This window comes from uncultured Pigmentiphaga sp., assembly GCF_937950555.1.
Lineage (GTDB): Bacteria > Pseudomonadota > Gammaproteobacteria > Burkholderiales > Burkholderiaceae_B > Pigmentiphaga.
The window spans coordinates 141,581-154,072 of record NZ_CALFCW010000019.1; the positions used below are offsets into that span (position 1 = coordinate 141,581).

A 12,492-nucleotide genomic window follows, 5' to 3' on the forward strand; every position below is an offset into this window, starting at 1 on the left:
TTTTGGGTCGGTCGAAAAAGGCAGTTATCCAGAAAGCACCCACAGCCTGTGCACAACCCCGCTCCCTAGAGGTTATCCACAGGCCGTTTGCCCGTCCTGGCGCATGGCGCGCCCAGTGGTACTAGCCCAAGGTGGATGATGTCGTTCCAGCCCCGCCTTGGGTATGCTTGGTTCGGTGAATGGGGTCTACTATGCTTGCTTCACCACTTTCCGCGCTTGCCGAGTTCGTCGGCCGGCATAGACGTTTGTTTGTGCTCACTGGCGCTGGATGCAGCACAGAATCTGGAATTCCGGACTACCGGGATGCTGATGGACAGTGGAAACGGACACCGCCCATCAGTTTCCAGGCCTTCATGGGCAGCCCCCTCGCCCGTTCGCGGTACTGGGCGCGCAGCATGGCGGGCTGGCGACATTTCGGCAAAGCCGAGCCGAATGATGCGCACCGGGCACTGGCCAAGCTCGAAGCCGCGGGACGTGTCGAGCGGCTCGTCACGCAAAACGTTGACGGCTTGCACCAAGCGGCGGGTAGCCGTGCCGTCGTCGACCTGCACGGCCGGCTGGATCACGTCCGGTGCATGGAATGTGGGCGCCGCGAACCCCGGAAGGTGTTCCAGGCGCGGCTGGAGGCTCGGAATCCCGGCTGGGTGGGCCTGTCGGGGCGCATGGCTCCGGATGGCGACGCCGATCTGGAAAGCGTCGATTTCAGTGGCTTCCGCGTCCCGGCGTGCCTGGCATGTGGCGGGATACTCAAGCCCGACGTCGTGTTTTTCGGCGAACCCGTCCCGGCGGAGCGGATATCCAGCGCATTAGCCGCCTTGCAGGTGTCTGACGCGATCCTGGTCGTGGGATCGTCACTGATGGTGCATTCCGGCTATCGGTATGTACGCGCCGGTGCCCAGGCCGGGCTGCCCGTGGCCGCCGTCAATCTAGGCCGCACGCGCGCAGACGATTTGCTGGCCCTGAAGGTGGAGCTGCCTTGCGCGCAGGCCCTTTCCTTCGTCTTTGAAGAGGCCTGCGCGGACTGAGTCAGCAAAGGCGAGCCATTCTCCATAAAACGCGATTCATGCGCCAGGAGGCGTCGGTTAAGCTGGCGTGATCGCATATCTTCGTCCTGGCCATGTCTTCGAACCTCCTTTCTCTGGACGCCACGGAACTCGCGCGGGCCATCGCTGCGCGCAAGGTGTCGTGCCGGGAAGTCATGACGGCTTTCCTGGATCGCATCGAACGCTGCAATGCCGGCGTGAATGCCATCGTGGCCTTGCGCCCGCGGGAAGAGCTGGAGGCGCAAGCGGCTGAGGCCGATGCCGAAATGGCCCGTAGCGGCCCGCGTGGATGGATGCATGGTTTTCCCATCGCGGTAAAAGACCTGGATCCGGTTCGTGGCTTGCCGTGGACAGAAGGTTCCCTGGCCCACCGGGATCGCGTGGCAGGCGCGGATAGTATCCAGGTCGAGCGCATGCGTGCGAGTGGCGCCATCATTATTGGCAAGACCAATACGCCGGAATTCGGGTTGGGTTCGCATACCTATAACCGCGTATATGGCGTGACCCGCAACCCGTACGACACCACGCGCTCTGCGGGCGGCAGCAGCGGCGGCGCGGCGGCGGCGGTCGCGCTGCGCATGTTGCCGGTGGCCGATGGCAGCGATCATGCCGGTTCCCTGCGCAACCCCACTGCCTTTAACAATGTGTTCGGGCTGCGTCCTTCCTATGGCCGGGTTCCCGCCTTGCAGGCCGACGTGTTCGGGAGCACTTTGGGCGTGGCTGGCCCGATCGCCCGCAATCCTCGCGACCTCGCGCGCCTGCTGGCCGTCCAGGCCGGTCCGGATCCTCGCGCCCCGCTCTCGGTGCGCCAGTCGGCCGCGGTTTTCGCCGACCATGCCGATGCGCCGTCTCCGTCGCTGCGGGGTAGGCGGATCGGGTGGCTGGGATCCTTGGACGGCCACCTGCCCATGGAGCCAGGCATCATCGAGGTGTGCGAGCAGGCACTGTCCGTATACGAAGGGCTGGGTTGCGTGGTCGAGCCGCTCGTCCTCGACTTCCCGGTCGAGGCGATTTTCGAGCAATGGCTGGTATTGCGGGCGTGGACCATCTATCGTCAGTTGCGTCCGCTTCTCGACGCTCCGGGCAAGCGCGCCTTGCTGGGCGAGCAAGCGCAGTGGGAGCTGGACAACGCCTTGCGCCTGACGCCGGACAAGATCGCTGAAGCGGAGGCCTTCCGCACGCGCTGGTTCCACTTCGTCGCGGGACTTCACCAGCGATACGATGTCCTGGCCTTGCCTTCGGCGCAGGTGTTTCCCTTCGACGCCAACCTGGGCTGGCCCACCGAGATCGCGGGTCGAACGATGGACACCTACCACCGCTGGATGGAGGTCGTCATCCCTGGGACGATGTCTGGCTGCCCGGTCATCGGGCTGCCCGCGGGATTCGATGCGCGCGGTTTGCCGATGGGGCTGCAGCTCATCGGGCCCATGCACGGCGAATTGCGTTGCCTCGACATGGCGCGCGCTTACGACGACGCGACCTCGTGGGCCGAGCGGCGGCCGCCGCCCGCGTTTCCCTTCTAGCCTTGGGGCGTCAGCGATCCGGATTGATCCCGTGCTGCGACAGGAATTCGCCGGCTTTTGCCACGAAAGCCTCGATGAGCTCCGATGATGGGTGCCGGTACTGCCTGACGGCGACCAATTGAGACGTGCGCGTGTAGCCGCGTATGGGGCGGTACACGATGTCCTTGCGCTCATGGCTGCCGAAATTCAGCAGGGAGTAGCCAAAGCCGCTGGCCACCAGGCCCCGTACCATTTCCGCGGAAGTGACGCGATGGGCAATGTTGGGCTTGAGGCCCAGCGAGGCAAAGACCGACAAAAAATAATCCCGGGTCTTGGGAATGTCCAGCATGATGAAGGGCATGTCCTCCAATTGCGCCAGGTCCACGGTGTCGTTCGCGAGCCAATGCGAGGCAGGCAGGACGCAGCGCACCGGACCGGGGCACAGTACCGTCGTCGATAGGGTCGGCGAGATTTCGAAGTCCAGCACGAAGATGACGTCCAAGGTATCTTCTTCGAGCTGGGACATGAGCTGTGGATGTCCATCCGTATGCCAGCGCACGAACAATTGCTCGCCCAGTAAGGACTCCAGCCCGGCGATCGCACTCGATATGGCAGGCGGGGAAATGCTCAGCTCCTCGGCCGCGCGCAAGGCGCTGCCTAGTCGCGCAGCGGCGGCGAAGTACACCAGTTGCCGGAGCGTAATGCGGGGAATGCCGCTGAGGTGTTCCGCCGGGCCGGATCGGCCGCCAGGCGCATCGAATCCGTGGGGCATGCCGGGAGGCGGGGGCACGGCAGCGTGGGAATCTAGGGTTTCGAACATGGCGCATTGGCATCGTGGGCAGACGGGTTCACCCACGCAAAATCTGCGCCATGCCGCCGCCGGAAAGAAAAATCCGAATCAGAGCCCAGGAAATCCGTTTTTCCTGAATCGCCGGCTATGGGATGCTGGTTTCGACGATTCGATTTGAGGAACGGGCACTTTCATGAATCATGCGCCTCATTCTGAGGCCCACCCTTGGTGCGCGGTGGCGGCCTCTCGCGACGTACCAGTCCAGTCCGTGATCCCGGTCATGCTGGAAGAACTATCGTTGGCTGTGTGGCGTTCGTCCGACGGAAGCATCCACGCCTGGCACGACCGGTGTCCTCATCGCGGCATGCGGTTGTCTATGGGAGACGTCGCGGAAAAGGGCTTGGTCTGCCCTTATCACGGCTGGCGATTTGGCGGCGATGCGCAATGTAATTTCATTCCGGCCCATCCCGGCGGCACGCCACCGGCTGCCGCAAGGGTGCGGCCTTATCCCGCCGTCGAGCGCAACGGATACATCTGGGTTGCCCGGCAGGATACGTCGGTCGAGCCGCCATCCCTGCCCGCGGGCGTAACCCCGGTCCGAAGCATGCACATGCCGGTGAGCGGCGAACGCCTGGCGGGGTTTTGGACGCGGGCCTGCCTGCATGCGACGGGACGTTTTTCCCGCGTGGAATCGAGTTGCCCGGAGACGGCGCTTTTCCAGAGCTACGTGGAAGGGAGTGGGAGCATCCTGCATGGCAAGTGGCAATCGGCAGGCTTGGGCGTGGACTATGTGGGAATCGTGCAACCGACGCACGGCGGAACGTGCATGCTGCACTTGGCCGCCCAGGAGCCTCTGTCGGCCGAGGCCCGGCTGGGGCTGAACCGGGCGCTGGTGGCGCTGCGCCATGAGATTTCCCGGTCTACCGCATGTGAGCCCAAATGGGGGATGAACCATGAATGTGTGTGACGATCCGGTGGCCTTGAACGATTGGTATGTCGTGGCTTATGTCGACGAACTTGGCCTGGGCAAAAGCGAACAGACGCAGCTGCTGGGCGAAGAGCTCGAGCTCATGCGGGAGCGCGATGGCCGGTTCCGCTGCCTGTGGCACAAGCGCGATGAAACCGCCGAACCTCTGGAGCACATCCGGCAACGGTATGGGTTCGTTTGGGTATCACTGGGGCGGCCGACGCGAGACATCCTGACCATTGCCGAGTTCGACGACGGAGAGCCGCGCCGCTTTATCCACCGCGGGCGCATAGGCGTGCCGTCTTCGGCCCAGCGGGTAATAGAGAACTTCTTCGATCTCTCCCACTTTTCTTTCGTGCACACCGGCACGCTCGGGGGATATGACGCGGCGGAGGTCCCGCCTTATCGGGTCGAGTACCGGGAAGACGGGCGTGAGTTGTGGGCAGTAGGCTGCAGTTTCTTCCAGCCCAAGGCCTCGGCCGCGGCCGGGTTGGGGACCCAGGTGTATTACGACTACCGCATCGCATCGCCCTGCATCGCGATCATCTACAAGGACAGCCTCGTCCGGCCCGGCAAGAAGGACTTGATCGGCCTGTTCGTGCAGCCTTGCGGCGAAGAACATTGCACCGTGCACTCGTTCGCGCGGGTTTTCGACGAAACCAACAGCGACGAACACATTCTGCACTTCTATCACGAAATCTTCGCCCAGGATCGCATGATCTTGGTCCACCAGCGGCCCCGCAAGCTGCCCGTCCATCCACGCCAGGAAGTCCCCGCGGCTTCCGACGCCAGTTCAGTGGCGTATCGCCGTTGGCTCGACCGTTCCGGCCTGCAGTTCGGGCTGGAGCGCAACCTGACCTGACAGGAACGAACATGATCCGCTTGTACGACTACATCCTGTCAGCCGAGGGCTATAAAGCGCGGCTGTTGATGAGCATGCTCGGCGTTTCCTACCAGCCGGTCAAAGTCGACGTGCATCCCGGCCGCATGCACCGCGAGCCGGAGTTTCTGGCGATCAACCCGCTTGGCACGCTGCCTGTGCTGGAAGATGGCGACTTCCGCTTGCACGATGCGCAGGCGATCCTGTGTTTCCTTGCCGCGCGGTACGACGTCTCCCGCAGGTGGTTACCGGTCGAGCCGGAAGCATTCAGTCGCGTCATGATGTGGCTGGGCTTCGCCGGGCGTGAGATGGCGCCGCTCCTGAGGTTGCGCATGGCCGATATCCAAGCCGCGCCCGTGTCCGGTCGCAGCGTCGTCGAAGCCGAGTGCCGGCGCGCGCTGGGTGTGCTAGAAGACCACGTTTACGAGGGTGAGCTGTGCGGCCGGCGTTGGTTGGTGGGAGAGCATCCCACCGTCGCCGACGTCGCCGCGTTTCCTGGCGTTGCGCTGATGGCCGACTGCGGCCTGGCCCTCGAGGACTATCCTGCGCTGTGGCGATGGGCACATGCGTTCAAGCGCCTGCCCGGTTTCATCGTGATGCCCGGCGTGCTTCCCCCGCGCCTGGCCGATGCGTTGGCCGCCTGACGGGGTGGCCAGCGATTAACGCTGGCCGGCGCCTAGGGTGCGTTCCAGGAATGGCAGCACGGCCGCGGTGAATGCTTTGGGGTTGTCTTCCACCACCATGTGGCCGGCATCCGGGATTTCGGCGCGGCTCGCCTGCCGGAATTCCGCGGCCATGCGGTCCGCGCATTCCGCGGTTACGAGATCGGAGTCGCTGCCGCGCACGATCAAGGCCGGACACGCAACGTTGCGGATCGCATTCCACGAGCGCTCGGGCGGGTCCGGCGTCATGCGCGGATCGAAGATATTGGGGTCGATGCGCCATTGCCAGCGGCCTTGCGCGTCCTGCCTCAGCATCCATTCAAGGCGCGTGGCGAGGCTGCGGGCACCGGCGCGCCGATGCAGCGGACCCAGGAATGCCAGCGCTTCGTCCTTCGTTGCGAACGAGCCGGGCGTGCGGCCCAGTTCTTCGCGTATGCGAGCAAGGCCGCGCGGATCGAGTTCCGGTGCGCTGTCCACGATGACCAGCGCCGCGAGCCCGGCAGGGCAACCGGCAGCGTAGTTCAACGCATTGGTGCCCCCCATGGAATGCCCGACCAGCGCGTATCGCTTCAACTGCTTTTGCTCGATTAGGGCAGCGATGTCGGCCACGTAGTCGTCCGTCGTATAGCGGCCTGCGGGCGCCCAATCCGAGCCGCCGCGCCCGCGTTGGTCGAGCGCGAGCAAGTGGAACCGGTCGGCCGCGGCTTCCGCGAACTCCTCGAACCAATGGCCGTAGGCACGCAGCCCATGTAGCAGGACGACCGCGGGCAGGTCCTCGGCTCCCCATTCGACGACGTGGAGCGACAAACCTCGGCTGGTGATATGAGTCGATCGGGCGGACATGGCGGTCATGGAAACGTGACGGGGTTGATCGAATAGCCGACCTTCAGTTCGATCTCATAGCCATCGGGGTCGGCGATGTAGATGGACGATCCAAAGCCCTTGGCGCCATAGACCTCCATGGGGCCGCGGATGACCTGCACGCCCATGTCGCGCAGGCTTTGCAGCAAGGCGTCCATGTCGGCTTCTATGCTGAGGCAGAAATGTTCGATGCCGCGTTGGGCAGGCGGCGGCAAGGTGTCGCCCGGCTGCAGGGCGATGAGGTCAATCAGGTTCGCGCCGCACCGAACCTGGTGCAAATGGATTTTCTTGAAGATCCGTTCTACGCGCAGGCCCAGCACCGATTCGTAAAAGGCGACGGTTCTATCGATGTCGGTGACTTTCAGCACTAGGTGATCGACGCCGTTGAAACGTGCGGGTATAGGCATTTCGAAGCTCCCATGAAGGGCAACCGCTCCATCATACGTACGCGCCGCGGCCGCCTACCAAACAATCGGCAGGAGACTAGTTTAGTTTTGCTGAACCAATCGCGATCGCGCACGTTGCCCGTATTGGCCCGTCGCACTAATTCAGAAAATGTGATCCAGGCCTGCACGAATCCGAATCGCTTTGCGCTGCATACCCTCTTTAATGTGACCGTATGCAGCGCGACGACACCCCATCCGACGTATCGACCCAGTTAGCCCGCTTCGCGGCCGCGTTGACTGCGCGCGACGTGCCCGATGCCGTGGTCCGGCAGTGCAAGCAGGCGTTGCTCGACCTGCTGGGCATCGCCCTTGCCGGCGAGCGCGCAGGCGAGGCCGCCCGTGCGCTGGAATGCTATGCCGCCCAGGGCGGCGATGGCCCAGCATTGATCTGGGCGACGGGCCGCCGGGCCTCGCCGGGGGTTGCAGCCTTCGTCAACGCGGCGCACGCCCGCGTGCTCGATTACGACGACATCATCGATTATCCGCAGGTCCACGTGACTGTCTGCTTCGCGCCGGCGGCCATTGCCGTGGCGCAGGCTGCCAGGGTGGATAGACCAGGGGAGCGACTACTGGCTGCACTCGCCGTCGGGTCGGAGATCCAGGCCCGGCTCGCGGCCGCCATTGCGCCCGGCTTCGGATCCGGGCTACCGGTGATGCTGGCGAGCCAGTTGTTCGGCTATGTATCGGCTGCTGCAGCCTGTGGAAGCGTCCTCGGCTTCGACCCGACGCGCATGCTCAGCGCGCTCGGCCTTTCGCAGATGCAGGCGGCGGGCACCGAAGAGATGGTGGTCCATGCCGCGCAGAGCGACGGAAAAATCCTGTACGCCGGCCTGTGCAACCAGGGCGGCGTGCAAAGCGCCATGATGAGCTTGGCCGGCCTGGCCGCCTTGGGCGACCCGCTGGGAGGCCGGGCGGGGCTGCTGAACGCGTGTTTTCCCGGAGCGTTCGAGCTTGCGCCGCTAACCGATGGCCTCGGCTCCCGCTACGAAGCGCTGAGGCGCTGCTTCAAGCCCCAGCCAGGGACGTTGGTGAGCCATCCCTTTTGCGAAGCGGCGCTCAACCTGGTGCGGCGTTACGGCCTGTCGGCCGCCGACATCGCATGGGTGCGGCTGCATGTCGGCCCGTGGGGGCGCGCCATGTGCGAACCCTTGGATGTCAGGCGGCGGCCTCCCAGTGCGTCTGCGGCCATGAATAGCATTCCCTACGCCGTGGCGACGGCCTTGGTGAAAGGCTCGGTCGGCGTCGGTGATTTCAACGCCGAGGCCCGGGCCGATGAAGCCGTGCTGCGAATGGCGGCGCGCATCGAACACGACGTGGATCCTGAGCTGGCGGCACCAGGCGCCGTCGAGCCGGGCATCGTCACCCTCCGCTGTCACGATGGCTCGGTCTACCGCGAACGGGTCGAGGTTGCCCGCGGACAGCCGGCACGGCCGCTGTCGTTCGAAGACACCGCCGACAAATTCACCCGCAACGTCGCATTTGCGAGGCCGGAGATGTCCGCCGGCGCGATCGACGGCCTCGTCGCTGCCGTGCGCGATCTCGAGTGCCTTGGCGATCTCGATCGCTTTCTTCAACTCCTTTCGGCTTCCTGATCCATGAGACCAGCCATCGATCAACTCATACGCCCTGGCGCCGTCCATCGGTCGGTGTACACGGACCCCGGCATCTTCGACTTGGAGATGTCCAGGATATTCGATACGACCTGGGTATATCTTGCCCACGAAGCGGAGATTCCCGAACCGGGCGACTACAAGACCACGCAATTGGGACGGCATCCCGTCATTGTGTCGCGCCAGCCGGACGGCGAGATCGCCGCGGTGATCAATCGCTGCCGGCATCGGGGCCCCACCGTGTGCGAGAGCGAGTTCGGCAACAGCAAGTATTTCCGGTGCCCCTACCATTTCTGGACATACCGCAGCTCGGGAGAATTGATAGGCGTGCCTTCGCGCGAAGCGTATGGCAGTTCATTCAATAAAGAGACGATGGGACTGCAGCGGGTTGCGCGCGTGGATTGCTACCAGGGGTTCATCTTCGGCAGCATGAGCCAGAGCGGGCCGAGCCTGCGCGAGCACCTGGGTGGTGTCGCGCGTTTCCTCGACGCCTACGTGGACGCTGCGCCAGGTGGCAAGCTCGCGCTCTTCGAGGGATCGCAGAAATGCGTGTACCAAGGCAACTGGAAGTTGCAGATGGAGAACGGCGTCGACCCCTATCACGTCGGCGCCTTGCACATCAGCGCCGTTACGCCCAAGGCCATGGAGATCTACCAGCAAGGCGGCGGCTGCGTCATTGCCATGGATGGCCACGGCGTGACCGACCACACGGACTACGGTCCCATGCCGCTGGATGCCAGCCTCTCGGGCGGATTCAACCTTGTCATCTTCCCGAACTTGATCGTGTTGCGAAGCCAGATACGCACCATCCGGCCGATTGCGGCCGATCGCACTGAGATCCATACACGGGTGGTCAGGCTCGAGGGTGCGCCGGAAGACGTCAACTTGCGCCGCATGCGCGATCAAGAGTTCGAGTTCGGCGCCGCTGGCACCTTTTTCACCGACGACCTGGAGATCTTCGAGCGCACGCAGTACGGGCTGCAAAGCTCAGCCGTGGAATGGCTGAATTTTTCGCGCGGCCTCGAGACCGAACAGATGAAGAATGGCTATTTGACCGGCGACATCACCGACGAGACGCAGCACCGCGGGTTGTACCGCAATTGGCTGCGCATGATGACAGCGGAGCAGGAGGCTCGCGCATGAATCCGTATGAACTGCGCGCCGACGTGGAGAGTTTTCTTTATCGCGAAGCACGCCTGCTGGATACGCAGCGCTTCGAGGAATGGCTGGACCTGTTCACCGACGATGCCGTGTACTGGGCGCCGGCCGGGCGCGACGACATCGATCCCACCCGCCACGTTTCCATCATTCACGATGACAAGGCGGCGATGGGCCGCCGAGTCAAGCGGCTGCGTTCGGGCTTTGCCTTCGCCCAGGAACCCGCCTCGCGGGTACATCGGATCATCTCTAACGTCGAGGTGGCGAAGGCATCCGGCGACGGAAACGATTGCGAAGTCCACTGCATGATGCTGCTGGTGGAACTGGCGCGCCACAGGCAGACCATGCATTCGGCGCGCTGCGAGTTCACGCTGATCGGCTCTCGTCCGCACTGGCGCATTCGCCGCAAGAAGATCAACTTGCTGCGCAGCGCAGAGCCGCTCGAATGCATTGCGTATTTGCTCTAGCGTAGCGCGCCCATGGCTTCGGACATCCACCCGCGCTTTACCGTGCTGAGCAATGAGTTTGCCGCGGTTCGCCTCAGCATCGATACGAGCGGGCAAAGCCCCAGGCTGAGGATCGACGACCTGAGGCATGACCGCACAGCCTGGCTCGATGCGTTTCAACTGGCTGCGCTGGCCAGCGGCGCGGCGGCCGATTTCGACATGCATATGGACCCGGGGCGAACACCGGGACAGGAAGGGGCGCGATGAGCAAGCGTTCCGGGAGGCCCGGCCAGATGCCGTGCAGGTTTCGTACCGCGCGGGTTCGTTCATTAATCGATTGAAGGTGTGCCATGAAGCCATTCGCTTTTCACTCGTTGCGGCGCTGCGGCGCCAAGGTGCTCGTCGCAGGCTTCGCCCTGGCCGGCGCGTTGTCCGCCCAGGCACAGCCCCTGACCAAAATCCGCTACAGCCACGACTGGCGCTTCGACGGCCCGTCGGCCATCGTGTTGATGGCCCAGGGCAAGGGCTACTTCGCCAAGGAGGGGCTGGAAGTGACCGTGGATACGGGAACGGGATCCGTGTCGGCCATCCAGCGGGTCATCGGCGGCACGCACGAGATGGGCACCGCTGATACGAGCGCCATGATCGAGTACATGGCGAACAACCCTTCCACGCCTTCCGTCCTCGGCGTGTACATGCTGCTCGAGCAGCTGCCGGCTTCGGTCTTCTCGCTCAAGAAACCTGTACGGTAACATGGTGGTCACCTCGCCCAAATTCGCCGCCGAAAATCCCGCTCTCGTCTCGGCCTTTCTGCGGGCATTCAACCGCGCGGTCAAAGACACGTTGGCCAACCCCAAAGAGGCGATCAAGTACCTGAAGGCGCGTGATGGCATCATCGACAGTTCGATCGAAGAGCGCCGCCTGCGCATGTTCCTTTCCAGCGTCGATACGCCCGCAACGCGCGCCGACGGCTTGGGCGGCGTGGACATGGCCCGCCTGCGGATGAACATCGTGCAGGTATCCGATGCTTTCGGGTTGAAGTCTTATCCCGACGCCGAGAAGCTCTTCACCGACAAATTCCTGCCTTCGGCGCAGGAACGCGCGCTCAAGTAGCTCCGGATTGCTGAACCAAAGGAAAACCCTGCGCGAGTGCCTCGCGCAGGTATTCCACGAAACATTGGACGGCTCGCGGGACCCTGGGCGCCCACGGCCGGAGCGCATAAATGTGATGGCCGAAAAAACCTTGCACGCGCCAGCCGGGCAGGACCTGCCTCAGCCTGCGCAGGCTGGGCGCCGCGCTGAAGTCCGGCAATAGCGCGATGCCCAGGCCGTCGAGCACCGCTTCGCGCAAGACTTCGCTGTTGTTGGCCTTGAACGGCCCCTGAACGGGGACGGACAGCGCCTCGCCTGCCTCGCCGTCTTCTGGCACGAAATTCCAGGTGTCGGCGCCGGGGCGCAGGTACAGTAGGCAATCATGTGCCGCCAATTCGCGCGGATGTAGCGGCGTCCCGCGCCGCTTGAGATAAGCGGGACTGGCCACCAGCAGTGATCGCGTCTCGCACAACGGCCAAGCCACGTAGCTTTCCGGCGCGACGCCGGTGTGGCGTATGGCCAGATCGTAGCCCTCCTGGGCGAGGTTCACGAACTGATCCGTCAGGTCCAGGTGGATGCGGACGTCGGGATAGCGCCGTATGAAGGCGGACAGGCGCGGCGCGATGTGCTGCCTGCCCAGTGCGACGGGTGCCGTGACACGCACCGTGCCGCGCGGGGTGCCGGACAAATCCTTGACCGCGGTGAATCCTGCATCGATGCGCTCGAAGGCGGGCGCGGCGTCCATGACCAGCTCGCGGCCCGCATCCGTCAATACCACTGACCGGGTGGTCCGCTGCACCAGGGGTACCCCGGCCGCCCGCTCGAGGGCGCCGATGCGCATGCTGACCGAGGCCTTGGACACGCCCAGGCGGCGGGCGGTCTGGGTGAAGCTGCGGGTCTGCGCCAATATCGTCAGCAGATGAATGTCCGCCACCCACTGAGAAATCGAATCGGATGCCATGACGATGGATTGTTCAAAATAATGAACACTTTAATTGGATTTGGACGGCTTATCCATCCGGAACGGGGGCCCTA

The 12,492-nt window shown here is 64.0% G+C and carries 15 protein-coding genes; 11 read left to right on the forward strand and 4 right to left on the reverse strand.

What is annotated here, in order from left to right; all coding sequences use genetic code 11:
- The first annotated feature begins 179 nt into the window (after positions 1-179).
- Both Q0319_RS03895 and Q0319_RS03900 read left to right on the forward strand, forming a co-directional pair.
- Positions 180-1,025 (forward strand): NAD-dependent protein deacetylase, encoded by an 846-nt coding sequence (locus Q0319_RS03895; RefSeq protein ID WP_296468966.1) that lies wholly within the window; start codon positions 180-182, stop codon positions 1,023-1,025.
- Between the two features lie 92 nt (positions 1,026-1,117).
- Complete coding sequence (locus Q0319_RS03900) at positions 1,118-2,566, forward strand: amidase (protein ID WP_299451056.1); 1,449 nt, start codon at positions 1,118-1,120, stop codon at positions 2,564-2,566.
- A gap of 10 nt (positions 2,567-2,576) precedes the next feature.
- Here Q0319_RS03900 and Q0319_RS03905 read toward each other — a convergent pair whose 3' ends face one another.
- On the reverse strand, positions 2,577-3,365 hold the full coding sequence (locus Q0319_RS03905; protein ID WP_299451060.1) for a LysR family transcriptional regulator: 789 nt from the start codon (positions 3,363-3,365) through the stop codon (positions 2,577-2,579).
- A gap of 163 nt (positions 3,366-3,528) precedes the next feature.
- On the opposite strand from Q0319_RS03905, the gene Q0319_RS03910 reads away from it, so the two are divergent.
- From Q0319_RS03910 to Q0319_RS03920, 3 genes are read left to right on the forward strand one after another with little or no spacing between them, the layout of a single operon-like run.
- Positions 3,529-4,302, forward strand: a complete 774-nt coding sequence (locus Q0319_RS03910) for a Rieske (2Fe-2S) protein (RefSeq protein WP_299451063.1) — start codon at positions 3,529-3,531, stop codon at positions 4,300-4,302.
- Entirely contained in the window at positions 4,289-5,164 is an 876-nt protein-coding gene (locus Q0319_RS03915; protein WP_299451066.1) for an aromatic ring-hydroxylating dioxygenase subunit alpha, read from the forward strand. Before Q0319_RS03910 ends, Q0319_RS03915 begins: the two co-directional genes overlap by 14 nt.
- Before the next feature lie 11 nt (positions 5,165-5,175).
- A complete protein-coding gene (locus Q0319_RS03920) occupies positions 5,176-5,826 on the forward strand; it encodes a glutathione S-transferase family protein (RefSeq protein ID WP_299451069.1) in 651 nt (216 codons plus the stop codon).
- A 15-nt stretch (positions 5,827-5,841) separates the two neighbouring features.
- Here Q0319_RS03920 and Q0319_RS03925 read toward each other — a convergent pair whose 3' ends face one another.
- Entirely contained in the window at positions 5,842-6,687 is an 846-nt protein-coding gene (locus Q0319_RS03925; protein ID WP_299451072.1) for an alpha/beta hydrolase, read from the reverse strand.
- Positions 6,688-6,692: 5 nt separating this feature from the next.
- On the reverse strand, positions 6,693-7,112 hold the full coding sequence (locus Q0319_RS03930; protein WP_296466687.1) for a VOC family protein: 420 nt from the start codon (positions 7,110-7,112) through the stop codon (positions 6,693-6,695).
- 212 nt (positions 7,113-7,324) lie between these two features.
- On the opposite strand from Q0319_RS03930, the gene Q0319_RS03935 reads away from it, so the two are divergent.
- From Q0319_RS03935 to Q0319_RS03960, 6 genes are all read left to right on the forward strand, one after another.
- Positions 7,325-8,743: an MmgE/PrpD family protein gene (locus Q0319_RS03935; RefSeq protein WP_299451076.1), complete on the forward strand. Its 1,419-nt coding sequence runs from the start codon at positions 7,325-7,327 to the stop codon at positions 8,741-8,743.
- Positions 8,744-8,746: 3 nt separating this feature from the next.
- The gene (locus tag Q0319_RS03940) at positions 8,747-9,904 is read left to right on the forward strand and encodes a Rieske 2Fe-2S domain-containing protein (RefSeq protein ID WP_299451079.1); all 1,158 of its coding nucleotides are present in this window, start codon (positions 8,747-8,749) and stop codon (positions 9,902-9,904) included.
- The gene (locus Q0319_RS03945) at positions 9,901-10,386 is read left to right on the forward strand and encodes an aromatic-ring-hydroxylating dioxygenase subunit beta (protein ID WP_299451082.1); all 486 of its coding nucleotides are present in this window, start codon (positions 9,901-9,903) and stop codon (positions 10,384-10,386) included. The genes Q0319_RS03940 and Q0319_RS03945 overlap by 4 nt, the downstream gene beginning before the upstream one ends.
- A gap of 12 nt (positions 10,387-10,398) precedes the next feature.
- Positions 10,399-10,632, forward strand: coding sequence for a hypothetical protein (locus Q0319_RS03950; RefSeq protein WP_299451085.1), 234 nt, complete (start codon positions 10,399-10,401; stop codon positions 10,630-10,632).
- A gap of 83 nt (positions 10,633-10,715) precedes the next feature.
- Entirely contained in the window at positions 10,716-11,117 is a 402-nt protein-coding gene (locus tag Q0319_RS03955; RefSeq protein WP_299451088.1) for an ABC transporter substrate-binding protein, read from the forward strand.
- A 1-nt stretch (position 11,118) separates the two neighbouring features.
- Positions 11,119-11,478: an ABC transporter substrate-binding protein gene (locus tag Q0319_RS03960; protein WP_299451091.1), complete on the forward strand. Its 360-nt coding sequence runs from the start codon at positions 11,119-11,121 to the stop codon at positions 11,476-11,478.
- Here Q0319_RS03960 and Q0319_RS03965 read toward each other — a convergent pair.
- Positions 11,471-12,418 (reverse strand): LysR family transcriptional regulator, encoded by a 948-nt coding sequence (locus Q0319_RS03965; RefSeq protein ID WP_296466669.1) that lies wholly within the window; start codon positions 12,416-12,418, stop codon positions 11,471-11,473. The genes Q0319_RS03960 and Q0319_RS03965 overlap by 8 nt on opposite strands.
- Between the last annotated feature and the right edge of the window lie 74 nt (positions 12,419-12,492).